The organism is Sphingobium sp. B1D7B (assembly GCF_025961965.1).
GTDB lineage: Bacteria > Pseudomonadota > Alphaproteobacteria > Sphingomonadales > Sphingomonadaceae > Sphingobium.
This window is the reverse complement of record NZ_JAOQOR010000001.1, coordinates 2,655,252-2,678,790: the sequence shown is the minus strand read 5'-3', so window position 1 is coordinate 2,678,790 and position 23,539 is coordinate 2,655,252. Positions and strand designations below refer to the sequence as shown.

The following is a 23,539-nucleotide window of genomic DNA, read 5'->3' as shown; positions in this document are numbered from 1 at the left end:
AGCATAAAGGCTGATCGATGAGTGGGCCGCACCCAGCCTTAGACAAGCGCCGCCTTGCGCCGCTGCTGCTGCTCGCGCTGGCCTCTCTGGCGGCCCTCCTTTGGCTGGGCTGGCGGATCGGCGCGCCGACGCAGCCCGATCCTGCGACGGTCACGGCCCGCCCGGCGCTGTGGCAGGCCAGCAAAGGCGAGGCGCGGCTCTGGCTGTTCGGGACTATCCACGCCGTGCCGCGCGGCGAGGCCTGGCTCTCGCCGGCCATCGCCAAGGCGGCGGACGAAAGCGACCGCTTGTATCTTGAGGTCACCGGGCTTGAAGGCGAGCGCAAAAGCCGGGCGGTGTTCGAGCGGCTGGGGCGGCGCTCTGGCCTGCCGCCTATCGCCGCGCGCCTCTCTCCGGAGGATGCCGAGCGCTATCGGGCGCTGCAGGCGAACCATGGCGCCGCGCTCGATCAGCTGGACGGCTATGAGAGCTGGGCCGCCGCCCTGCTCCTCAACGCTGCGGCTGCCTCCGGACTCTCGCTCACCGCCGCAGAGGCGGGCGAAGCGGTGCTGGAGCAACGCTTCAACAAGGCCTCGCGGCCGGTTCTCGGGCTGGAGACCATCGACCAGCAGTTGGGCCTGTTCGACAGGATGCCGGAGAGCGAGCAACGGCTACTGCTCAGCCAGTCCCTCACGGATGCGGCGCAGGCCCCTGCCCTCTACCGCAGCCTGTTCACCGCCTGGGCGAGCGGCGACGTGGCCCGGCTGGAGCGCGAGTTCATCGCCCCGTTCGCGCGCGCGCCGGCTCTGCGCGCAAGGCTGATCGACGGGCGCAATGAGCGCTGGGCGCGGCATCTCGATGCGGCCATGACGGCCCAACCCGGCACCGCTTTCGTCGCGGTCGGCGCCGGGCATCTGGTCGGCGATGCCAGCCTGCAGGCCCGCCTTGCCGCGCGCGGATGGCGGATCGGCCGCGTGCAATGAACGCGCGTTCGGTCGCTTCGCTTGCTTTCCCCGCAATTTGCCGCTAAGCGCCCCGGCTTCCGTCATGGTCATCCCTGGAGGCGTGACGGAGATTCTAGCACTAAGCTTCTGGAGACACGCACATGAGCGATACGCTTACGCTGTCGGCCGAGGCACGCGATCGGGCAGGCAAGGGAGCCTCCCGCGCTCTCCGCCGTGAGGGCCGCGTTCCCGCCGTCATTTATGGCAATAATGAAGAGCCGCAGTCGATTCACGTTGAGGAAAAGATCCTCAACAAGCTGCTCGGCACGGGCCATTTCTTCAATTCGGTCGTCATGGTCGAAGTGGGCGGCAAGAAGGTCCGCACGCTCCCCAAGGACGTGGCGTTCCATCCGGTGACGGATCGTCCGCTCCATGCCGACTTCCTGCGTGTTTCCGAACACGCCCAGGTGCATGTGAATGTGCCCGTGGTGTTCGAGAACGAAGAGGCCGCTCCCGGTCTCAAGCGCGGTGGCGTGCTCAACGTCGTCCGTCACGAGCTGGAAATGATCGTGGATGCCGCCGAGATTCCGGACAGCATCACGGTTGACCTCACTGGCTTCGATGTGGGCGATTCGATCCACATCAGCGCGGTGAAGCTGCCCAAGGGCGCCGAGCCGGCGATCACCGATCGCGATTTCACCATTGCCACCATCGTTGCTCCGTCCGCGCTCAAGTCGAGCGAAGGCGACACGACGAAGGACGGCGAAGAGGCCGGCGAGGCGTAAGCCTCTCCGCGCGGGGGGAGCGCATCTGTGCAACTCTGGGTTGGCCTCGGCAATCCCGGATCGCAATATGCGCTCCACCGCCACAATGTCGGCTTCATGGCGCTGGACGTCATCGCCGCAGACTACGGCTTTTCGCCGTGGAAGAAGCAGTTTCAGGGCCTCGTTTCCGAAGGCCGCATCGGCCCGGACAAGGTGCTGCTGCTCAAGCCCCAGACATTCATGAATAAAAGCGGCCAGTCTATCCGTGCCGCCTGTGATTTCTATAAGCTCGGTGTCGAGGACGTGACCGTCTTCCACGACGAGCTCGATCTTGCGCCGATGAAGATGAAGGTGAAGCGCGGCGGCGGCACTGCCGGCCATAACGGCCTGCGCTCCACTGACGCGCATCTGGGCAAGGAGTTTCGCCGCGTGCGCATCGGCATCGGCCATCCCGGCGACAAGAACCGCGTGACCGGCTATGTGCTTGGCAATTATGCCAAGATCGAGATCGATCCGCTGGCCGACCTGCTCGGCGCCATGTCCCGCGAGGCGGAATGGCTGGCTGCGGGCGACGATGTGCGCTTCATGAACGAGGTTGCGCGCCGCCTGCAGGAGTGACAGCAGGCACGAGCGCCGTTAACGGCTGCCGCCATCCTGCGCCTGCGCGGCGCGATAGGCCGCAAGGCGGGCACGCCAAGGCGCCAGCGTCTGTTGCGGCACGTCCGGCCGGGCCATGGCCGGTTTTCCCGCCCGCAACCGCGCCCGATCGGCCTCGGGCGGATCGACCCGGCGCACCCGCACCTGCACCGTGCCCTGCTGCCTGATCCCAAGCAATTCCGCTGCCCCTTGCGACAGGTCGATGATCCGGTTCCTGGCAAAGGGCCCGCGATCGTTGACGCGCACGAGGATCGTCCGGCCCGTGTCCAGCGCCGTTACCTCGACATAGCTAGGCAGCGGCAAGGTGGTGTGCGCAGCGGAAATGCCGTGCTTCACAAAGCGCTCGCCATTGGCGGTCTGGTTGCCGGACTCGCCGCCGTACCAGCTCGCATCACCCAGCATGTCCAGCGTGCGATCATCGGTCGGCGTGTAGGTGACGCCGCGCACCACATAAGGCGGGCCAATGCGCACCGGCGTATCACTGACCGGACGGAATTTGGTGCTGCTGGCGCATCCGGCGAGGGCCGGCACCGCGAGGAGAGCGAGCCAGACAGAGCGCCCCGGCAAGGCACGCGGCATGGAAGGGCGGATCGCAAGCATCGCCTCCCTCCTAACCCACTGCGCCGCCACGGTGAAGAGATGAGTCGCCTGCTAGGGTGCGTGAGCCAATTCGCTGCTTTCGCGCAATGTCGGCCATCCGGCATGGTCGTCGCGAAGCAGCTATTCCGGACACGACGACATTGCGGAAACTCTCACGGTGTGGAAGAATAAGCCAGAGGCGGAAAGGACGGCTGTTGCTTGGGACCGGAAACACCTCTTTTAAGCGACTAGGTGCGAAGACAATTGCTCTGGTGCATGATATTGACGGCGAATTATCTGATCTTAGGAAAGGCGACTTGGTCGTTGATCTTCGTAGGTGGCTGGGGCGCACTCTACTTTGCGGCAAAGCTAACGCAGGCGGTCTGGACGGAGCGACTATGAGTCGCGCTCGACTTGAAAGCTGCCAGGCTACTTTCCACGCCAAGTTTGCGGTTCGCCGATCCTCGTTCGGCGCTCTATAGCCCTCACGGCAGTTGTCCGCCCCTCTGCCATAAAAGCTGACTTTCCGTACACGATGAGATTGCGGACGTTCCATAGCGTACGACCGGGCGGCAGAATTTGGCCGGTAGCGGAATGTCGCTTCACCAGCGAGTAACCTGAGATAGCTACCTGCAGTCGATCATGATAGCTGACCGCGAGTGGTCGCTAGCTGAAACCCTATCTTAGTGTGCCTCATCCCCAATATTTCTTCCCCAAAAGCATGATGCTCCAAGTGATCGCGTCGCAGAGTGACCGGCATCCTTTCAATCTGATTCACATGGTCCACAATGGAGCATCAGCACTTGCGATCACTTGATTCCCCTATCCTAGGTATTTAGGGGCCTGAGGCCAGACGGGGGAAATTTGGTGAAGAAATCTTGGATACTGCCGTTATTGTCGTTGGTGTCGGCCTGCGGCGGTAGTGACACAGGAAGTACGGGAACATCCCCAACGACGATTGGGACGCCCCCTACAACAATCACTCCGCCCACCATGACGCCGTCCCCAACCTATGCAAAAGTGTACAACTTTGCGAACGGGTTCATCATCAATTCGATCATGGCAGAAAGTTCGTATCGCAAGGCTTTCGACAGCAGTCTGAAGCTCATCTACGACACTGCCACTCCGGCCACGGCATCGATTTGGCCGACCAGAAGCGCGGCACAGATAAATCTTCAGGCATCACCCTTGCTAATCAATTTGATCTCCGGCAGCGATCACCGCGTCTTCTCTGAAAATATAAACGTCTTTCGGAACAGCCAGCTGACAGTTTCGAATATCGACAATTCAGGCCCCTCCTCCGTTGGCGCCTTTTTTGCGCTCTTCAATGCGTTTGACAGCACGATAAACCAGACATCCTATGTTGGCTTTTCCCATTTGCTTCTGACGAATGGCGCGAATTCCTCCACCCGGACGCCCTTCACTCAGACACAGAAATATTTCCTGTTCGGAAGTCATACGGTGATCGACGATCTCCCGAAGTCAGGCACCCTCACCTACAAAGTGCAGATAACTGGCTCAACCCCCACCTATAATACAGTAGAGGGTTTCTGGGGTGATAGCAGCGTCACGCTAAATTTCGACACGAACCAGCTGCGCGGCTCGCTCGTTGCCCACTATCCCAATGACGAAAATGGCGTGTCGAACGTCATTGCCACCCTCAATTTCATCGGAACCTTCGATCCAGCTAACAATGAGATAACGGGCAACATAACGAGCAGTGACAGCAGCTTTCGCGGCACGCTCAAAGGATCGCTTTTCGGCCCTAGGGGAATTGAGATAGGATTTCTCTATGCGATCCAATCAGACCTAGGCGGAGTGGTGGGCGGAGTCGCGGGCCTCCAGCGCTGACCGGATCGCAGAAACTATCGACGCTCGCCGAGCAGCCGACGCTGTCAAAATCAGCTTATGCGGATCATCTCTGCCATCGGACGAAAGCGTCTGGTATCGGGTTCACGGATTTCTGGTCGCCGTGTCTGAAAATGGCGCGAAGGGGACGGAGCGAAGCGCGTTGGGCTGCGTCCGCTCACCACGCCAAATCAGATGTACAGACCTCCCTGGACTCTTTCCGAAACCGGACGTCACCTGCCCACTGAATTTGCCCACGCCGCTTAGCCCTTCGTCACCCGCGTGCGCGCGAACGACGGAGTTTGGGCTCTGAGCTTTCTACTTCCCATTCAGCCCGCCCCCCTCACATCCTTTAAGTCACAGAACTGACTTGCAATCTTCATCCCCGTGCCATCGCCTCGCAATCATCATGTCATGCACCTCTGCGATCAGGCCCCGCCTGAGCGGCGAATGCACCTTCCGCGAGCCGTGGCGGAACCAAATCAGGGGAAATCATGTCACATCTTACCGACGAAGCCCGCGCGCCCTACCGGACCGCGATGTCTAACGAGGCCAATCCCAACAGTCTGGAAGCCATTGTCGAGGCCAATCCCTCGCGCCGCACGATCATCAAGAACGGGCTGTTCGGCCTGTCGATCTTCCCGGTCGCGGCGATGCTCTCGGCCTGCGGGGAGGACAAGGACGGGATGGTGACCATTCCCAATCCCACGCCGACACCCAGTCCGACGCCGACTCCCACGCCCACGCCGGCGGTCAGCTACGCCATCGAGTTCACGTCGGTGGCCGCCAATCAGGATGACAAGGTCACCGTGCCGGCCGGCTATGACGTGAAGGTCCTGCTGAAGGCGGGCGATGCCATCGAGACCGGCGTCACCGGCTATGCCGGCAGCTTCCCGACGCCTGCGACGGCGGAGAAATGGGCCGGCGGCAATCATGACGGCATGGAATATTTCGAGCTGTCGGGCGTCGACCCCAACAAGGGCGGCCTGCTGGCGATCAACTTTGAATATCCCGATTTCAACATTCTGATGAACGGCAATTACGATGCCGCCACCGCCACCGCCGACCAGAAGGCGCTCGCCCTCTCGGCTGTGGGCATCGGGGTGGTGGAAGTCGCCAAAGGCAGCGATGGCAACTGGGCGGTGAAGGCCGGCTCGCAATATAACAAGCGCTATACCGGCAACTCCAATTATCGCGCGGGTGGCCCCGCCGCCGGGCTGCTCTCCGGCACGATCAAGGGCATGCTCAACAATTGTTCGAGCGGCCGCACGCCTTGGGGCACCTACCTCACCTGCGAGGAAACGACGGACAATTATCTCGATCCCATACGCCCCGAGCGGGATTATGGCTGGGTGGTCGAGATCGACCCGCTGCAGGAGCTGGCTCCGGCGACCAAGCGGACCGCCATGGGCCGGTTCAGCCATGAGAATGTCGCTCACCTCACCAACAGCGATCGCCGCGTGGCCTTCTACATGGGCGATGATTCGACGCCGGGCTGCATCTACAAGTTTGTGCCGGATCAGGCCTACAGCACCACCAACCGGGCGGCGAACAGCAACCTGCTCGACTATGGCACACTCTATGTAGCCAAGTTCAATGCGGACGGCTCGGGCGAGTGGAAAGCGCTGGTGCAGGGCCAGAACGGCCTTGTCGCCAATGCGTCCGATCCCGGCGATGTCAGCCAGTTCACGACGGCCCCTGCGCCGACGCCGGTGAGCTTCAACAGCCAGGCCGACGTGCTGATCAATTGCGCCTCGGCCGCGCGGGTTGCCGGTGGTACCGTGATGGATCGGCCGGAGTGGATCACGGTTTCGCCGGACGGCAAGGCGATCTTCGTGACGCTGACCAACAACAGCGGCCGCAAGGTGACGGATGCGGCGAACCCGCGCGTCACCAACCGCCACGGCCATATCCTCAAGTTCCGCGAGAGTGGCGATTCTCCGCTGGCGACCGGCTTCACCTGGGAGCTTTTCCTGCTGGCCGGCGACCCCGGTTATGCAGCCGGCGGAACCAATCTGGTCGGCAATATCAATGGCGACACCTTCTCCAGCCCCGATGGCATCCGCATCGATCCGCAGGGGCGCCTGTGGGTGCAGACAGACCATAGCGTGCCGGGCACATCGGGCGCGAGCGGCGTCACCATCGAGCAGGTCGTGGGCCACAATGCGATGTTCTACATCGACCAGACCAGCAAGAAGAGCAAACGCTTCCTCGTCGGCCCGACGGGCTGCGAGATTACCGGCCTGGCCTATACGCCGGATCTCAAGACCTTCTTCGTGAACATCCAGCACCCGACCGGCAACTGGCCGATCGCCGGCGAGCAGCCGCGCTCCTCGACCGTCGTCATCACCCGGACGGACGGCAAGCCCGTCGGCGCCTGACCGGTTCACGATCCGACCATGCATCGCCGCCGCGCCCACCCCGGCGCGGCGGTTTTCTTGTTGGGCGCTACGGTCGAGACGGCTGGCCATGGCAGCGACAGGGCGCTAAGGGGCCAGATCACGTGCTTCCAGATCGAACGGACAGATTTCCATGGGTTTCAAATGCGGGATCGTCGGCCTGCCCAATGTCGGCAAGTCGACTCTCTTCAATGCGCTGACCGAGACGCAGGCCGCGCAGGCTGCCAATTATCCCTTCTGCACCATCGAGCCGAATGTCGGCCAGGTCTCGGTGCCGGACGCGCGGCTCGACAAGCTCGCGGCGATTGCCGGCAGCCAGAAGATCATCCCGACCCAGCTGGCCTTTGTGGATATCGCGGGCTTGGTGCGCGGCGCCTCCAAGGGCGAGGGCTTGGGCAACCAGTTCCTCGGCAACATCCGCGAAGTGGACGCCATCGTGCATGTGCTGCGCTGCTTCGAGAATGACGACATTCAGCATGTCGACAATCGCGTCGATCCCATTGCCGATGCCGAGACAGTCGAGACCGAGCTGATGCTCTCCGACCTTGAAAGCTTGGAAAAGCGCGTGCCCGCCTTTGCCAAGAAGGCGACCGGCGGCGACAAGGAAGCCAAGATTGCCGCCGCCGTGCTCGGGCGCGCGCTCGATCTGCTGCGCGAGGGCAAGCCCGCGCGACTCGTCGATATCAATGACGAGGAGGAAGCGCGCATCTTCCAGCAGGCGCAGCTGCTGACCTCCAAGCCCGTGCTCTATGTGTGCAATGTCGAGGAAGAGAGCGCGGCCGAGGGCAATGCCTTCAGCGCCCGCGTGTTCGAGAAAGCCAAGGCCGAGGGCGCGCAGGCCGTGGTGGTCTCCGCCGCGATCGAAGCCGATCTCGTCACGATGCCGATCGAGGATCGCGCCGAGTTTCTGGAGGCCATGGGCCTGGAGGAAGCCGGGCTGGCCCGCGTGATCCGCGCCGGCTACGATCTGCTGCACCTCATCACCTTCTTCACCGTCGGCCCCAAGGAAGCGCGTGCCTGGACGGTCCATCGCGGCGCCAGCGCGCCGGAAGCAGCGGGCGAAATCCACAGCGATTTCCAGAAGGGCTTCATCCGCGCCGAAACCGTCGCCTTCGACGATTTCATCTCGCTTGGCGGCGAGGCGAAGGCGCGCGAGGCCGGCAAGCTGCGCGCCGAAGGCAAAGCCTATGTGGTGCAGGACGGCGACGTGATGCACTTCCTTCACAGCTAGATCGGTGCGATAACCTCGCCATCATGCCGTTGCCCCGCCGACTACTCTGCGCGCTGCTGACGCTGCTGCTGGCTCTGCCGGCCATGCAGGCCAGCGCATGCGCGCCGGGGAGCGAGGGGACGGGGGTAGCGCACCATGCGAGCGCCGAGGCTGCCGCGCCGCATGGCGACCACGCTGCCCATAGCGGCCATGCGCCGTCCGCCCCGGATGGCTCCAAGCCGGTGGTGGCGCATCATGATTGCATCGGCTGCGTCGCGCCGATCGACAGCCGGACCTATCGGCCGGTCGATCGACTGTCCTTGCTGCCGGGCAAGGCGAACTGGTCCCCCAACCCTGCCCGCCTGACCGACTGGCTGGGCTCGCCCGATACGCCCCCTCCCCGACAGGTCCTCTGAACGCTTTTCCCAAACAGCTTCAGACAGGACTTTTTTATCATGAGTTTTCGATTGAATGTGGCTGCGAGCCTGCTCGCGGCAGCCTCGCCCGTTGCCCTCTTCGCGCAGGCGCCGATGGCCGGCCATGACCATGCAGGACACCAGAGCGCCAGCCCGGAGACACCGCCTGCCGAAAATGCCGGCGAGACGATGGACCATTCGACCATGGATCATGGCGCGATGGATCATGCCAGCATGGATTCTGGCATGGATCACGCCCAGCACAATGGCGAAACACCCGCCTTGGCGCCGAACCACGTCCACCCCACCGACACCGCCCTCCCTTATGTCGATGGCTCCGGCACGGCGCGGCTCCCGGCAGCACAAGGCCCGATGAGCGGCCTTCATGCGATGAGCGGCGACTGGATGTTGATGGCGCACGGCAATGTCCAGCTCAATTACACCGACCACAAGGGGCCGCGCGGCGACGATCTGGTCTACGCCACCTCCATGCTGATGCTGGCGGCGGAGCGGGATCTGGGCGGCGCGCGGTTCGCGCTCCGCTCGATGCTCAGCCTTGAGCCCACCATGTCGGCGCGCGGCTACCCCAATCTCTTTGCCACGGGCGAGACGGCGGGCGGCGCGGCGCTGGTCGACCGCCAGCATCCGCACGATCTCTTCATGGAGCTGGCCGCGCGTCTGGACGTGGACATCGCGCCCGGCGCCAGCGTCTTCCTCTACGGCGGACCGGTCGGCGAGCCGGCGCTCGGGCCATCGGCCTTCATGCATCGGGCAAGCGCGCACTATAATCCCGAGCCGCCGATCACCCACCACTGGTTCGATTCCACCCATATCACTTATGGCGTGGTGACTGCGGGCGTCGCCTTGCCACAATGGCAGCTCGAGGGCTCGGCCTTTCGGGGGCGTGAGCCGGATGAGGAGCGCTGGGGGATCGAGACGCCCAAGCTCGATAGCTGGTCGGTGCGGCTGAGCTGGACGCCGACGCCCAACTGGGCGGCGCAGGTCAGCCATGGCTTCCTCAAAAACCCCGAGACGCTTCATGGCGACCAGAACGAGCATCGTACCACGGCAAGCGTCCATTATGCGGACGGCGCCCTCTCGGCGACCGCGGCCTTCTCCGCCAAGAACCGCGACCCCGGCGATACGCTGACCGCCTGGCTCGGCGAGATCACTTACGACCTGACGCCGCGCCATAGCCTGTTCGGCCGGGTGGAAAATGTCGCCAATGATGAGCTGATCCCCGATCATGACGATCCGCTCCACGACGTGCCGTTCCGCATCACCAAGATGCAGGCCGGCTATGCGTGGAACACCCCGATCGGTGACGGCCCGGTCCACCTTGCGCTTGGCGGTAGCGTCAATCTCTACGCCAAGCCGGCGGCGCTGGATGCGGTCTATGGGGATAATCCCTGGGGCTACACGCTGTTCGCGCGGCTTTCCTTGGGGCGCTGACATCAGCCTCCCCTCCTCCTCCTGCTAGGAGGAGGCGGGGGTGGTCGCGATGCCCGAGCATCGCACAGTCAGTGATGAGCCGCGAGGTTGCTGCGCCACCCCAACCCCTTCTCTGAGCCGCAGGCGAGCGAAGCTCAACAGGAGGGGCTAAAAGTAGCCCTTCACGCGTGGCCGATCCAGCCCCGCCATGTGAAGGCGGCGTAGAACAGCGCCACGTCCGCAAAGCCGCCGGCTCTCAAGATTGCTTCGTCTCCTTCAGGCGAGAGGCAGTGGAGGCTGGCGGCGACGGCGGCGCGGGCCTTGGCGGTGTCCGCCGGGTCCGCGCCCATCGCCTTGGGGTAAGCGGCATAGCGGTCCAGCCAGACATTGCGGGTCTCGGCATCCTGCGGGAAGCTGCTATGGGCAGCGACGAAGGGCGCGCCTGCGCGCAGGCGGCGGTGGATTTGCTGCACGGTGCGCGTCCGCTCTTTCGGGTCGAGGAAGTGCAGGGTCAGGAGGCAGACCGCCGCGTCAAATGGCCCGTCCGGTGCGTCATCGATCAGCCCCTGCACCAGCTCGACGCGCTCCATCAGCGGACCGAGCTGCCGTTCAGCCAGTTTCAGCATTTCGCCGGCCGGGTCCACGCCCACGAAGCGCCAGTTTGGTTGTGCCTCCGCGAGCGCTTTCAATTCCATGCCGCCGCCCGCGCCGAGCACGAGCACTCTAGCCTCCGATGGGGCGCGCTCGGCGAGCAGCAGTCCGGTCATCCGGTGCAGCGCATCCAGCCCCGGCACGAAGCGGCGCGGGCCGTCCCAATAGCGCGCCGTCGCTGCCGGATCGTCGAACGCCTTGATGAACATGTCCGGGTCCACCGTCTTGTCCGGTGCTGTGTCGTGCGTGGTCATGGATGTTCGATCCTATGTTGGCCCGGATAATCGGGCGGCAAGAGACGGTGGAAGCCGGCGCTGAGGCTGGCGAGCGTGACGGTGGCGTAGGAGTCGAGCAGCAGCGTCTCGGCCTGCCGCAGCGGTGCATCAAGCGCAGCGTTGACCGCCCGCTCGACCGCGCAGCCTGGATTGTCGCTGCGATTGCCGATGGCGAAGAGCGGCGGCGCCCCGATGGCCCGATAAATATCGAGCAGCGTGACCACCGCCGGATCGCAGGCGATGGACCAGCCCCCGCCATGGCCCTTTTCCGAGCGGACATAACCGGCGTCCCGCAAGCCAGCCATGACCCGGCGGATCACTACCGGATTGGTCTGCATGATCCTGGCCAGCATCTCGGACGTGATCGGGCGCTGCTGCTCGGCCATGTGGAGGAGGACGTGGAGGACGCCGGACAATTTGCTGCTGTTGCGACTCATGCAACATATCATGTTACATATTCGCACCCTGTTCAAGCCGGATGAGCGCCGCTTGCCCTTCTTGCCCTCGCCGCTTAGGCAAACGGCCATCCGATCCCTGAACCGAAGGCACAGACATGGACTATTATTGGGAAGACCTGGAGCTTGGCCTCACCGAGCATTTCGGCCCGTTCGAAGTGGATCGCGATGAAGTGATCGCCTTTGCCGAGCGCTATGATCCGCAGCCCTTCCACCTCGATGAAGAAGCCGCCGCAAAGACCCATTTCGGCCGGCTCGCGGCGAGCGGCTGGCAGACCTGCGCAATGATGATGGGCGCGATGGTGCGGGCGCGTCAGAATAGCGGCGGTTGGCAGGCCAATGCCCTGGGCGCGATGGGTCTGGACGAACTGCGCTGGCGCCGGCCGGTCTTCCCCGGCGACGTGCTGCGCGGATCGAGCGAACTGGTCGAGAAGCTGGAATCGCGCAGCCGGCCGGAGACGGGCATCCTCAAATGGCGCACCCGCCTGCTCAATCAGGACGATCAGGAAGTGCTCAGCCTCGTCTCCGTCGTGCTCCATCGTCGCCGCCCGAAGGCCTGATGCGACAAATGAAGCACAAGATGTATTGATCTCTCAACATCCTTGCTGCACCCTGTGCGCGTCGGCCATGGGGGCGGCAAGGAGAGGATCATGAAGGATGACAAGGCTGTGCCGGTAGCGCTCGCACCATCGCGGCGCACGTTCATCGCCGGGGCGGCTGCGCTCGGCATTGGCAGCACCAGCGCGCTTGCAAGGGCCGCAACGCAGGAGGGCACCGTGCCGTCGCAGGCCTGGTTCGAGGCGTATCTGGCCGCGTTCAATCGCGCCGACGAAGCGGTATTCAGCGCTTATTATGCCGATGACGTGCAGTTCTTCGGCCAGGCCGCGCAGGTAACCGGCCGACAGGCGGTGATCGATTTCTATCGCGGCGTGCGCAAGCATCTGCATGAGAAGGTCGATCTGCTGACCTATGTGGGCGATCCGTCCGGCGCGCATATCCTCGCGGTGCTCCGCACGACGCTGGTCGCGCACACCGACTGGCCGGACATGCCGACTGGCGCGCTCAAGGCGGGCGACACGCGCTCGAGCGTCAACTTCGTCATGTACGACATCAAGGAGGGCCGGTTCACGCGGGTCCGCTCGGCCCGGTTCAGTCCGCAGAAGGGGCGCAGCGCATGACACAGGAAGATCGCTTCCGGGCCTATATCGCCTCGTTCAACGCGCAGGATTGGCCTGCGCTGGTGAAGAATTACGCGCCTGATGTGCATCTCGTCATCGGCAATGGCACCGAGCTGATCGGGCACGATGCCATCGTCGCCTTCTACAAGAAGGTGAACCAGCAGACGCGGCGCATCATTCAGGTTCGCAATGTCTTCACCGATGGCAAGCGGCTGGTCGCCGAGCTGGAATCGGAGTTTCTGGCCACGGTCGATGCGCCCGATTTCACCTCCGGCCCGCTCAAGAAAGGCGACCGCATCCACATCAACAGCTTCGCGCTGTATGAATATGTGGGCGACGTCTTCACCAACATCCGCTCGGCGGTGTTCCGGCGGGAGTTCATCCCGGCCGGCAAGAGCGAATAAGCAGAGCGAACAAGCCGCGCCGGCTCAATGCCGGCCGAACAGCTTCTCGATGTCGCCATGCGCCAGCTTGATCCATGTCGGCCGGCCATGGTTGCATTGCCCGCTATGCGGCGTGACCTCCATCTCGCGAAGCAGCGCGTTCATTTCCGCCACGGAGAGCACCCGCCCTGCCCGCACCGAGCCGTGGCAGGCCATGGTCGCCGCAACAAGATCGAGCCGGGCCTTGAGCGAGGCGGCATCGCCCAGCGCGGCCAGATCGTCGGCGAGATCGCGAACGAGGCCGGGCACGTCGCTGGTGCCCAGCAGGGCCGGTGCGGCGCGGACGAGGATCGCCGCCGGGCCGAAGCGCTCGACCTCCAGCCCGAGTTCAGCCAACTCGGCGGCGCGCGCCTCGATCCGGTCGCAGGCCGGCTCATCCAGCTCGACCACTTCCGGCAACAGCAGCGCCTGCCGCGCGACCGCGCCGTCTACGAGAGCCCGCCGCATCCGCTCCAACACGAGGCGTTCGTGCGCGGCATGCTGATCGACCAGCACCAGCCCATCCTCGGCTTCGGCGACGATGTAAGTCCGCGCCACCTGCCCGCGCGCCACACCCAACGGAAACTCGCGATGCTCGGCCTGCGGCTGCGCGACCGGCGCTTCCGCCCGGCCAGACGGTGCGAAACCGGTGAAACGGGCCTGCCGGTCTCCAAACAGGGGCGCGCCGCCATAGGCGCCGCCGGATGGCGTCGCTGGCCAAGGTGTCGCGGCCGCGGGCGATTGTGCGGGCGCCTCTTCGCGCTGCCACAGATCGGCGGCGCTTGCCTCGGGCCGATTGGCGACCCGCATTCCGGCATCATCGAGCGCCCGGCGGAGGCCACTGACGATCATCCCGCGCATGAAGGCGGGATCGCGGAAGCGTACTTCTGTCTTGGCGGGGTGCACGTTCACGTCCACGTCCGGCATCGGCACATTCAGGAACAAGGCCAGCACCGGATGCCGGTCCCGCGCGATGAAATCGGCATAGGCGCCGCGCACAGCGCCCACCAGCAGGCGGTCGCGCACCGGGCGGCCGTTGACGAAGAGATATTGATGATCAGCCGAGCCACGATGATAGGTGGGCAGCGAGGCGACGCCGCTGATCGTCACCGCCTCCCGCTCCAGCGAGACGATGACGTGATTGTCGGCCAACTCGCGATCGATGAGTTGGGCCACGCGATCCTCCCGGGTCTGACCGCCGGGCAGCGAGAACACCCGGCGCCCGTCATGCTCCAGCACGAAGGCGACATCGTTGCGCGCCATGGCGAGGCGGCGGACGATGTCGAGGCAGGCGGCATATTCCGACCGGGCCGAGCGCAGGAACTTGCGGCGCGCCGGAACGCGCTCGAACAGCCCATCCATCTCCACACGCGTGCCGGGCGCCATCGCGCAGGGGGCGGCGGTGGCCAGCACGCCATTGTCGCACACCAGGCGCCAGCCATCCGCATCGCGCTGGCGGCTGGCGATGCTGAGGCGCGAGACGCTGCCGATCGAGGGCAGCGCCTCACCCCGAAAACCGAGCGTCCTGACCGCCTCGATGGCCTCATCCGGCAGCTTGGATGTGGCGTGGCGCTCCAGCGCGAGCGGCAGATCGTCGCGGCTCATGCCATGGCCATCATCGGTGACGCTCAGGCCACCGAGGCCGCCCTGCTGCAGCGAGATCGCAACGGAGCGGGCCTGCGCATCCAGCGCGTTTTCCAGCAACTCCTTGAGCGCGCTCGCAGGGCGCTCGACCACCTCTCCGGCGGCAATTCGATTAACGAGGGACTCGGGGAGGCGGCGTATTGACATTGGATTGCGACTAGACCAAGCGAGCCTCCTACGCGAGCGAAAGCCACCCGTTTTTCCGGTGGCTGGAGTCGGCAGGGCGGGCATTCCCCGGAGCATCTGAAAGCCGCGTCCTCACCGGCGCGACCGGCATGAACAGGACAGTCAATGGCGTTCTTCTCCAATTGGTTCAAGTTCACTTCCAGGGACATGGCGATCGACCTCGGCACGGCCAACACAGTGGTCTATGTGCGCGGTCACGGCATTGTCCTCAATGAACCATCCGTGGTTGCGGTGGAGACGATCAACGGCGTGAAGCGCGTCAAGGCCGTCGGCGAAGACGCCAAGCTGATGATGGGCAAGACGCCGGAATCCATCGAGGCCATCCGCCCGCTGCGCGACGGCGTGATCGCCGACATCGACATTGCCGAGCAGATGATCAAATGGTTCATCAGCAAGGTCCATGGCCATCGCCGCTTCCCCCGTTTTCCCGAGATCGTGATCTGCGTGCCGTCCGGCTCGACCAGCGTCGAGCGCCGCGCGATCCGTGATGCCGCCAGCAATGCCGGCGCGAGCCAGGTCTTCCTGATCGAGGAGCCAATGGCCGCTGCGATCGGTGCCGACATGCCGGTCACCGAGCCCATCGGCTCAATGGTCGTTGACATTGGCGGCGGCACGACCGAGGTCGCCGTGCTCTCGCTGCGCGGCCTTGCCTATACCACCAGCGTGCGCGTGGGCGGCGACAAGATGGACGAAGCCATCGTCTCCTATGTCCGTCGCCACCACAATCTGCTGATCGGCGAGGCAACGGCCGAGCGGATCAAGAAGGAATATGGCATCGCCCAGAAGCCGGCCGACGGCGTGGGCGCGACGATCCACATCAAGGGCCGCGACCTCGTGAACGGCGTGCCGAAGGAAATCGCGATCAATCAGGGCCAGATCGCCGATGCGCTGGCCGAGCCCATTGGCACCATCGTGGAAGGCGTGCGCATCGCGCTCGAGAACACCGCGCCGGAGCTGGCCGCCGACATCGTCGATCAGGGCATCGTCCTCACCGGCGGCGGCGCCTTGCTCAAGGGGCTGGACGAGGAACTGCGCGACGAGACGGGGCTTCCCGTGACCGTGGCGGAAGACCCGCTGACCTGCGTCGCCATTGGCACGGGGCGCGCGATGGAGGACCCGGTCTTCCGCGGCGTGCTCCAGACCGCCTGAGCCCGAGGTTGTTCGCATGGCGCCACCCGGCAACAGGCGCCCCGGCTTCAACCGGAAAGCGCAATATGGACTGTTCGCCAGCTATGTGATCGCGCTGCTCGGCGCGGTCGCTGGCCTGCTGATGCTTATCGTCTCCATTGCCGATCCCGCCGGCTTTGCTGGCCTGCGCTCGGCGGCGGCGGAAGTCACGCGCCCGATCTCCAGCAACTTGCGCTCAGTCGTCGTCGGCGTCGGCAATATCGAGGAAGAGTTTGCCGCCTATATCAACGCAGGCTCGCAGAACGCCGCCCTGCGCCGGCAGGTGGAAGCGAACCGCACGCGCCTCATCGAGGCCGAAGCGATCCGCCAGGAGAATATCCGCCTGCGCGACCTGCTCAAGCTGACCGAAACCGATCAGGGCGTCGTTGCTGCCGGCCATCTGATTTCCTCTACACCGGCCAGCGCCGCCCGCCTGGCGCGCCTCGACATGGGCCGCAGCGAGGGCGTGAGCGCGGGCATGCCGGTGCGCGCGCCGGAGGGCCTGGTTGGCCGCGTGCTGCGTGCCGGGCCGAACACCGCCGACGTCCTACTGCTCATCGATGAAGGCAATATCGTGCCGGTACGACGCACGAGCGACAATATTCCGGGCATTAGCTCCGGCCGGGGCGACGGCACGGTCGAGATCCGCGCCCTCAATGCCGAGCGCAATCCCTTCAAGCCCGGCGACGTGCTCGTTACGTCCGGCATTGGCGGTCTGTATCGCTCCAACATCCCTGTAGCGATCGTCGCGCGGCGCGAAGGCGAGAAGGCCATCGCCATTCCACTCGCCAACCCCTCGCGCGTGGAGTTGGTCGTCGTGCAGGCCCCCTTCCGCCCGGAAGAAGCCGAGCGTGCCGGCAATGCCGCGCAGCCGCCCGCCGCGCCATGAACAGCCGCTACAGCAACCGGATCGGCCGCAAGCGGACCTGGCTGCACCTGCGCGGCGTGCCGGTCGCGTCCGTCATTCTCGGCTCGATGCTGGCGCCGCTCATGCCGGTCATCGCGCAGACCCCCCTGCTCCCGCCGTTCGGCCTGATGATGCTGATCGCCTGGCGGGTGCTGCGTCCGGACATCTGGCCGCTGTGGATCGGCGTGCCGCTGGGGCTGGCCGATGATCTTATGAACGGGCAGCCGGTCGGCAGCGCCGTGTTTCTGTGGACGATCCTGCTGCTCGCTTTCGACTTTGAGGGGCAGCGGAACCTGTGGCGCGATTACTGGCATGGCTGGCTGCTCGGCTCCCTCGCTATCGGCTTTGCGCTGGCCGGCGGCTGGCTTGCCGTGCATCTCTCCGGCCATGGCGGGGAAATCATTCAAATCCTCCCGCAGTTCCTCTATAGTGTCGCCTTGTTCCCCTTCATCGTGCGCATCTGTGCCGCGCTGGACAAATGGCGGCTTCCGTGATTTCCTTCCGCAAGATCCTGTTCCCCAACAAAGTCGTCACCCCCGCCAGCCAGGCCTACAGCTTCAACCGCCGCACCTTCGTGCTCGGTGGGGCGCAGTTGGCAGTGGGCGGCCTGCTGGTGGGACGCATGGGGTGGATCGCCATTGCGGAGAATGAGAAGTACCAGCTCCTCTCCGACAGCAACCGCATCAACCTAACCATCACCCCGCCCCGGCGGGGCTGGATTCTGGATCGGCGCGGGCAGGCGCTGGCCTCGAACCGCACCAATTTCCGTGTCGACATCATTCCGGATCGCCTGCGCGACCGGGAGCGGGTGGTGCGCGAGCTGGCCACGCTGCTGGCCCTGACGCCCAATGATGTGGACCGCATCAACGAGCATCTCGACCGCGCGGCGGGCTATCAGCCCGTGCAGGTGGCCGATGACTTGAGCTACGAGCAATATGCGGCGCTCTCCGTGCGGCTGCCCGATTTTCCCGGCGTCGTGCCCTCGCAAGGCTTTTCGCGTTATTATCCTGCTGGGCCGCCAGTCGGCCATCTACTCGGTTATGTCGGCACGCCGTCAGCCGAGGAATATAATGCATCGCGCGACCCCTTGCTGATCACGCCGGGCTTCAAGCTCGGCAAGCAGGGTCTGGAGAAGTCGCTCAATTCGGTTCTCACCGGCAAGCCCGGTGCTCGCCGCGTGGAAGTGACGGCGCGCGGGGCGATGGTGCGCGACCTCGAAACCCGGCCCGATACGCCGGGCCGCTCCATCAAGCTGACCATCGATGCCGGCCTGCAGGAGTTCGCCGGCCGCCGGCTGGGTACGCAGAGCGGCGCCGTGGTGATCATGGATTGCCACACCGGGGACATTCTCTGCTCGACCTCAATGCCGAGCTTCGACCCCAACAGCTTCTCCGAGGGCATTTCGCATCACGAATGGCAGATGCTCTCGCAAGACGACCATGTGCCGCTGCGCAACAAAACGCTGGGCGGGCTGTATCCGCCCGGATCGACCGTCAAGCCGATGATCGCCCTCTCCTTCCTCGAAGCCGGGCTGCCGGCCGAGGCGACGGTGAACTGCACCGGGGCGCTGCGGGTGGGCAATCGCCTGTTCCACTGCCATGCGCGCCGGGGCCACGGCACGATGAACATGCACCGCGCCATCGAGCAGAGCTGCAACATCTATTTCTATTACTTCGCCCAGAAGATCGGGATGGACGCCATCGCCATGATGGCGCGGCGGCTGGGCCTCGGCCAGCGCTTCGACCTGCCCTTCCCCAACCAGAGCTATGGCACCGTGCCGGACCCAGCCTGGAAGATGAAGAAATACAACCAGCCCTGGCAGACCTATGACACGGTAAACGCGACCATCGGCCAGGGCTATATGCTGGTGAACCCGACGCAGATGTGCGTGATGGCCGCGCGCCTCGCCACCGGGCTCGATCTCGATCCGCACTTCATCGTCGACGGCAAGCGCCATCAGGGCGAGCCGCTGGGCGTGTCGCTCGAGCATCTTACGGTCATCCGCAATGCCATGAAGGATGTGGTCAACGGCGGCGGCACCGGCCGTGCAGCGCGGCTGGATGTTCCCGGCGTGATGCTCGCCGCCAAGACCGGCACGGCGCAGGTCGGGGCGATCAGCACCCGCGGCCAGCGCGCGGCAAGCCAGCCCTTCCGCCTGCGCGATCACGCCCTGTTCCAGGGCTTCGCGCCGCATGACAATCCGCGCTACGCCATCGCCACGATCATCGAACATGGCGGCCACATGGACCGGGTGCAGGACGCGCCGATGATCTCGGGCGATTGCATCACCTATCTCTACGATCCCGCCAAGGCGATGGAGAAGCTGCAGCGCTTCGAAGCGACCTGGGGCGGCACGCCGCAGATGCGCATGGAGCGCCAGCTCAACGCCTTCCGCATTGCGCGCGGCCTTGAGTCTGCGCCCCTCATGCCCGAGCCCGGCAATGCGGCCTCCCCGGCCGCCCCGACTCCCGCCACCCCGGCGCAGACCGGGAGCGAAGACGGCGCCAATGCGAGCGAGGATGGCGACATCGATGCCCCCGTCGGCCCCGGCACCCGCGAGACCGACTGAGCCGCACGCGGTTTTCTCGCAAAGCAGCATCTTTTTTCGCCACGCCTCGGATTTTTTGTTGGCATCCTCAAAACACCATGTTAACGGCCCACCTCCCGACGGGATGTTGATCAAACGATCAACGAGCCGCCGAAGTGGACGCATAGCTCAGTTGGTAGAGCAGCTGACTCTTAATCAGCGGGTCCTTGGTTCGAGCCCAAGTGCGTCCACCACTTTTCTCCTAAATTTCAATCTCTAGAGCGAAGCGAGGCATTGCTTCCACATTAGATTCCAGGCGTCCAGCGGCAGCCGCCGTTCGTTGTCCGAAAATAGCATCGGGTTTTCCCGTTCGATATTGCGCGAGCCAATCCTATCGGCTATTCCCGATGAATGGACGCCGATAACGCCCTCGCCATCCTCTCGGCCCTGTCGCACCCGACCCGCCTGTCGACCTTCCATCTCCTCGTGCGACACGAACCGGAGGGCCTTTCGACGGGGCAACTTGTCGAGGCGAGCGGGCTGACGCAGAGCACCTTCTCGACCCATCTGGCCGTCATGGCGAAGGCAGGACTGGTGATCTCGGAAAAGCGGGGACGCCAGCAGATCCAGCGCGCCAATATCGCGGCTTTGCGCGATCTGATGCTCTTTCTTGCCAAGGATTGCTGCCAGGGCCGCGCAGATCTGTGCGAACCGCTGCTTGCCGAACTCTCCTGCTGCTGAAGGACGGGATCATGACCACCATCGTCATCTATCATAACCCCGATTGCGGAACCTCGCGCAACACGCTGGCGCTCATCCGCAATTCCGGGGTCGAGCCGCATGTCATCGAATATCTGAAATGCCCGCCGACGCGAGCGCTGCTCGCCCAGATGATCGCGCGGGCCGGGCTGACGCCGCGCGCACTGCTGCGGGAAAAGGGCACGCCGTTTGCCGAACTCGGGCTGGGCGATGAGAGCCTGAGCGATGACGCGCTGCTCGATGCCATGATGGCGCGTCCGATCCTCATCAATCGCCCGCTCGTGGTGACGCCGCTGGGCGTGCGGCTTTGTCGCCCGTCCGAGCTTGTTCTCGATATCCTGCCCGATGCGCAGCGCGGCGCCTTCACCAAGGAGGATGGCGAGCCGGTCGTCGATGCCGCCGGGCAGCGGGTGAGCTGATGGGCACGTTCGAGCGCTATCTCTCGCTCTGGGTGGCCCTGTGCATCGTTAGCGGGATTCTGCTTGGCAAGGCCGTGCCCGGTGTCTTCGCCGCGGCCGAAGTGGCACAAGTAAACCTCATCGTCGCCGCGCTGATCTGGCTGATGATCGTGCTGGTCCAAGTGCGGGTGATGCTCTCCGCTGTCGCCATCGTGAAGCGCAGCCGGCCCTGGTATGAAAGGAACCTCGTTTCGTGAGCCGTGTGCGCATCCTGCCCGATCCTGATCTTCTTCCCGCGCTCGACCGTTCCTATGCGATACCCAGGCCCGCCCTCGGGATTGGCGAGGATCAGCCGCCGCCGCGCATCCTGCTGCTTTATGGGTCGCTCCGGGAGCGGTCCTTTTCGCGCCTAGCGGTCGAAGAAGCCGCGCGCCTGCTGCGGTTCTTCGGCGCGGAAACCCGCATCTTCGATCCCTCGGACCTGCCGCTGCCCGATAAGGTGCCCGGCGACGATCACCCGGCCGTGCACGAGTTGCGCGCGCTGTCGCTGTGGTCGGAGGGACAGGTCTGGTGCAGCCCGGAGCGGCATGGGCAGATCACCGGCATCATGAAAGCGCAGATCGATCATCTGCCGCTGGAGATGAAAGGCTTGCGCCCCACACAGGGCCGGACGCTCGCGGTCATGCAGGTGTCGGGCGGATCGCAGTCCTTCAACGCGGTCAACACGCTCCGCCTGCTGGGCCGCTGGATGCGGATGTTCACCATCCCCAACCAGTCGTCGGTGGCCATGGCCTATAAGGAGTTCGATGAGGCCGGCCGTATGAAGCCCTCCAGCTATTATGACCGGATCGTCGATGTGATGGAGGAACTGGTGCGGATCACCGTGCTCATGCGACCGCATGCGGCGCAACTGGTCGATCGCTATTCCGAACGGAGAGCGCGGGGAATCAGCGTAGATCCTTCCGCTAACCGCGCCGCGGCTACGCTGACCGATGGGCGATGAGCGCCCATAGGGTGGTCAGGACTATTCGGTCGATCTCAAGGCGATGCCGAGCGGTGGTTCTGTCCCTTGCCCGACCGCGTTGTGCCATGTAACAGGCGGGCAATCGCAAGGACCCGGTGAAACCCCGGGTGGCTATTCCGGCCGCCGATCCGCCGGACAACATCACACATGCAACCTCCCCCGCGCCCAATGTGCGCCATGTGCCTTGTTGTGGAATCCGCATGACCTCTCATCTGACATCGTACCGCCGCCAGTGGTTTACTGACGGACCGACCGCTCGTCGCGACATCCTGGCGGGTATCGTCGTCGCGCTCGCGCTCATTCCGGAGGCGATCGGCTTTTCGATCATCGCCGGCGTCGATCCGCGCGTTGGCCTTTATGCCTCTGTCGCCATCGCCATGACCATCGCGCTGATCGGCGGCCGCCCGGGCATGATCTCTGCGGCCACGGCGGCTGTCGCCGTCCTCGTCGTGCCGCTCGTCCGCGAGCATGGGGTCGACTATCTCTTTGCGGCCACCATCCTGATGGGTCTTATCCAGATGATCGCGGGTCTGCTGCGCCTCGATCTGGTGATGCAGTTCGTGTCCCGCTCGGTCATCACGGGCTTCGTCAACGCGCTGGCGATCCTCATCTTCCTGGCTCAGTTGCCCCAGCTGACCAATGTCGGGTGGCAGACATATGCCATGGCCGCGGGCGGCCTGGTCATCATCTATGGCTTTCCGCGCATCACGAGGGCCATCCCCTCGCCGCTCGTCGCCATCCTCGTGCTCAGCGCGATCAGCATCGGCATGGGCCTGCCCGTCAACACAGTTGGCGACATGGGCAAGCTGCCCGAGGGACTGCCGAGCCTGGCGCTGCCCAACGTGCCCTTGACCCTCGATACCCTGCGGATCATCCTGCCCTATTCCCTGACGATGGCCGCGGTCGGCCTGCTGGAATCCCTGCTCACCGCGCAGATCGTCGACGACATGACCGACACCGACAGCAACAAGCGGGTCGAATGCGCCGGCCAGGGCGGCTCCAACATCGTCGCCGCCCTGTTTGGCGGCATGGGCGGGTGCGCGATGATCGGCCAGTCGGTGATCAACGTCACGTCGGGCGGCCGTGGACGCCTCTAGACCTTCGTTGCGGGCGCCTTCCTCCTCTTCCTTCTGGCCGTCCTCGGGCCATTCGTGGGCCGGGTACCGATGCCAGCGCTGGTCGCGGTGATGATCATGGTCTCGATTGGCACGTTCAGTTGGAACTCCATCCCCAACCTGCGCCGCCATCCTGCAACCTCGTCAGTGGTGATGCTGACCACGGTCATCGTGGTTGTCGCCACGCATGATCTCTCGCTTGGCGTGCTGGCCGGGGTGCTGCTCTCCGGCATCTTCTTCGCCGGTAAGGTCCAGCGCATGTTCGCCGTCGAGCGTGATGAAACTGCGGACGGCGCGCAGGCCATCTACCGCGTGACTGGGGAGATTTTCTTCGCGTCGGTCGACCGCTTCACCCGCGCGTTCCAATCGGAAGGCACGGCGACCCGCGTCGTCATCGACGTGACCGGCGCGCATTTCTGGGACATCTCGGCCGTCGGCGCGCTCGACAAGATCGTCGCGCGCCTCCGCCGCGACGGGCGCGAGGTCGAGGTCGTGGGCTACAACCGCGCCAGCGCCGACATTGTCGACCGCTTCGCGTTGCACGACAAAACCGGCGTAGAAATGGGGCTCGCGCCGCACTGATCGAAGTTGCGGCGAATGAAGG

General features: G+C 64.6%; 23 protein-coding genes, 1 tRNA gene, 1 pseudogene and 1 other annotated feature. Of the genes and pseudogenes, 21 read left to right on the top strand and 4 right to left on the bottom strand.

Annotated elements, in window-relative coordinates; translation table 11 throughout:
• Positions 1-17 precede the first annotated feature (17 nt).
• The 3 genes from M2336_RS12485 (at position 18) to pth (ending at position 2,305) form a co-directional block, all read left to right on the top strand.
• Positions 18-962: a TraB/GumN family protein gene (locus M2336_RS12485; protein WP_264572778.1), complete on the top strand. Its 945-nt coding sequence runs from the start codon at positions 18-20 to the stop codon at positions 960-962.
• A gap of 122 nt (positions 963-1,084) precedes the next feature.
• Positions 1,085-1,708, top strand: coding sequence for a 50S ribosomal protein L25/general stress protein Ctc (locus M2336_RS12480; RefSeq protein ID WP_181559604.1), 624 nt, complete (start codon positions 1,085-1,087; stop codon positions 1,706-1,708).
• A 27-nt stretch (positions 1,709-1,735) separates the two neighbouring features.
• Positions 1,736-2,305 carry an aminoacyl-tRNA hydrolase gene (pth, locus tag M2336_RS12475; RefSeq protein ID WP_264572777.1) on the top strand — a complete coding sequence of 190 codons (570 nt, stop codon included), beginning with the start codon at positions 1,736-1,738 and terminating at the stop codon, positions 2,303-2,305.
• 18 nt (positions 2,306-2,323) lie between these two features.
• On the opposite strand, the gene M2336_RS12470 is transcribed toward pth, so the two are convergent.
• Complete coding sequence (locus tag M2336_RS12470; RefSeq protein WP_264572776.1) at positions 2,324-2,944, bottom strand: septal ring lytic transglycosylase RlpA family protein; 621 nt, start codon at positions 2,942-2,944, stop codon at positions 2,324-2,326.
• Positions 2,945-3,790: 846 nt separating this feature from the next.
• On the opposite strand from M2336_RS12470, the gene M2336_RS12465 reads away from it, so the two are divergent.
• From M2336_RS12465 to M2336_RS12445, 5 genes are all read left to right on the top strand, one after another.
• The gene (locus M2336_RS12465) at positions 3,791-4,774 is read left to right on the top strand and encodes a transferrin-binding protein-like solute binding protein (RefSeq protein ID WP_264593038.1); all 984 of its coding nucleotides are present in this window, start codon (positions 3,791-3,793) and stop codon (positions 4,772-4,774) included.
• A 491-nt stretch (positions 4,775-5,265) separates the two neighbouring features.
• A complete protein-coding gene (locus tag M2336_RS12460) occupies positions 5,266-7,152 on the top strand; it encodes a PhoX family protein (protein ID WP_264572774.1) in 1,887 nt (628 codons plus the stop codon).
• Between the two features lie 151 nt (positions 7,153-7,303).
• Positions 7,304-8,401, top strand: a complete 1,098-nt coding sequence (ychF, locus tag M2336_RS12455) for a redox-regulated ATPase YchF (RefSeq protein WP_264572773.1) — start codon at positions 7,304-7,306, stop codon at positions 8,399-8,401.
• 23 nt (positions 8,402-8,424) lie between these two features.
• Positions 8,425-8,796 carry a hypothetical protein gene (locus M2336_RS12450; protein WP_264572772.1) on the top strand — a complete coding sequence of 124 codons (372 nt, stop codon included), beginning with the start codon at positions 8,425-8,427 and terminating at the stop codon, positions 8,794-8,796.
• Positions 8,797-8,835: 39 nt separating this feature from the next.
• Positions 8,836-10,248, top strand: a complete 1,413-nt coding sequence (locus M2336_RS12445) for a hypothetical protein (protein ID WP_264593037.1) — start codon at positions 8,836-8,838, stop codon at positions 10,246-10,248.
• Positions 10,249-10,409: 161 nt separating this feature from the next.
• Here M2336_RS12445 and M2336_RS12440 read toward each other — a convergent pair whose 3' ends face one another.
• Together M2336_RS12440 and M2336_RS12435 are read right to left on the bottom strand one after the other, a co-directional pair.
• Positions 10,410-11,132, bottom strand: a complete 723-nt coding sequence (locus tag M2336_RS12440; protein ID WP_264572770.1) for a class I SAM-dependent methyltransferase — start codon at positions 11,130-11,132, stop codon at positions 10,410-10,412.
• A complete protein-coding gene (locus tag M2336_RS12435; RefSeq protein ID WP_264572769.1) occupies positions 11,129-11,590 on the bottom strand; it encodes an Rrf2 family transcriptional regulator in 462 nt (153 codons plus the stop codon). Before M2336_RS12435 ends, M2336_RS12440 begins: the two co-directional genes overlap by 4 nt.
• 116 nt (positions 11,591-11,706) lie before the next feature.
• Here M2336_RS12435 and M2336_RS12430 point away from each other — a divergent pair, with 116 nt between their 5' ends.
• The 3 genes from M2336_RS12430 to M2336_RS12420 all read left to right on the top strand — a co-directional run bounded on the left by M2336_RS12430 (position 11,707) and on the right by M2336_RS12420 (position 13,190).
• Entirely contained in the window at positions 11,707-12,168 is a 462-nt protein-coding gene (locus tag M2336_RS12430; protein WP_264572768.1) for a MaoC family dehydratase, read from the top strand.
• A 90-nt stretch (positions 12,169-12,258) separates the two neighbouring features.
• On the top strand, positions 12,259-12,786 hold the full coding sequence (locus M2336_RS12425) for a nuclear transport factor 2 family protein (RefSeq protein ID WP_264593036.1): 528 nt from the start codon (positions 12,259-12,261) through the stop codon (positions 12,784-12,786).
• Positions 12,783-13,190, top strand: coding sequence for a nuclear transport factor 2 family protein (locus M2336_RS12420; RefSeq protein WP_264570236.1), 408 nt, complete (start codon positions 12,783-12,785; stop codon positions 13,188-13,190). The genes M2336_RS12425 and M2336_RS12420 overlap by 4 nt, the downstream gene beginning before the upstream one ends.
• 24 nt (positions 13,191-13,214) lie before the next feature.
• Here M2336_RS12420 and mutL read toward each other — a convergent pair whose 3' ends face one another.
• On the bottom strand, positions 13,215-14,999 hold the full coding sequence (gene mutL, locus M2336_RS12415; RefSeq protein ID WP_264572766.1) for a DNA mismatch repair endonuclease MutL: 1,785 nt from the start codon (positions 14,997-14,999) through the stop codon (positions 13,215-13,217).
• A gap of 144 nt (positions 15,000-15,143) precedes the next feature.
• On the opposite strand from mutL, the gene M2336_RS12410 reads away from it, so the two are divergent.
• The 10 genes and pseudogenes from M2336_RS12410 to M2336_RS12365 all read left to right on the top strand — a co-directional run bounded on the left by M2336_RS12410 (position 15,144) and on the right by M2336_RS12365 (position 23,517).
• On the top strand, positions 15,144-16,187 hold the full coding sequence (locus tag M2336_RS12410; protein WP_181559593.1) for a rod shape-determining protein: 1,044 nt from the start codon (positions 15,144-15,146) through the stop codon (positions 16,185-16,187).
• Between the two features lie 16 nt (positions 16,188-16,203).
• The gene (mreC, locus tag M2336_RS12405) at positions 16,204-17,094 is read left to right on the top strand and encodes a rod shape-determining protein MreC (protein ID WP_264572765.1); all 891 of its coding nucleotides are present in this window, start codon (positions 16,204-16,206) and stop codon (positions 17,092-17,094) included.
• Positions 17,091-17,606: a rod shape-determining protein MreD gene (locus tag M2336_RS12400; protein ID WP_264572764.1), complete on the top strand. Its 516-nt coding sequence runs from the start codon at positions 17,091-17,093 to the stop codon at positions 17,604-17,606. Before mreC ends, M2336_RS12400 begins: the two co-directional genes overlap by 4 nt.
• Entirely contained in the window at positions 17,591-19,681 is a 2,091-nt protein-coding gene (gene mrdA, locus M2336_RS12395) for a penicillin-binding protein 2 (protein WP_264593035.1), read from the top strand. Before M2336_RS12400 ends, mrdA begins: the two co-directional genes overlap by 16 nt.
• A gap of 136 nt (positions 19,682-19,817) precedes the next feature.
• Positions 19,818-19,893: transfer RNA gene (locus tag M2336_RS12390), tRNA-Lys, on the top strand.
• A gap of 157 nt (positions 19,894-20,050) precedes the next feature.
• Positions 20,051-20,380 carry an ArsR/SmtB family transcription factor gene (locus M2336_RS12385; protein WP_264572762.1) on the top strand — a complete coding sequence of 110 codons (330 nt, stop codon included), beginning with the start codon at positions 20,051-20,053 and terminating at the stop codon, positions 20,378-20,380.
• A gap of 11 nt (positions 20,381-20,391) precedes the next feature.
• Positions 20,392-20,817 carry an arsenate reductase (glutaredoxin) gene (arsC, locus tag M2336_RS12380; protein ID WP_264572761.1) on the top strand — a complete coding sequence of 142 codons (426 nt, stop codon included), beginning with the start codon at positions 20,392-20,394 and terminating at the stop codon, positions 20,815-20,817.
• A complete protein-coding gene (locus tag M2336_RS12375) occupies positions 20,817-21,053 on the top strand; it encodes a hypothetical protein (RefSeq protein WP_264572760.1) in 237 nt (78 codons plus the stop codon). The genes arsC and M2336_RS12375 overlap by 1 nt, the downstream gene beginning before the upstream one ends.
• The gene (gene arsH / locus M2336_RS12370) at positions 21,050-21,799 is read left to right on the top strand and encodes an arsenical resistance protein ArsH (RefSeq protein ID WP_319801475.1); all 750 of its coding nucleotides are present in this window, start codon (positions 21,050-21,052) and stop codon (positions 21,797-21,799) included. The genes M2336_RS12375 and arsH overlap by 4 nt, the downstream gene beginning before the upstream one ends.
• A 106-nt stretch (positions 21,800-21,905) precedes the next feature.
• Positions 21,906-21,961: a sequence feature (sul1 is cis-regulatory element that is thought to sense ions involved in sulfur or methionine metabolism; They are found in Alphaproteobacteria), on the top strand.
• Positions 21,962-22,020: 59 nt separating this feature from the next.
• A pseudogene (locus M2336_RS12365) lies at positions 22,021-23,517 on the top strand (SulP family inorganic anion transporter).
• The last annotated feature ends 22 nt before the right edge of the window (positions 23,518-23,539 follow it).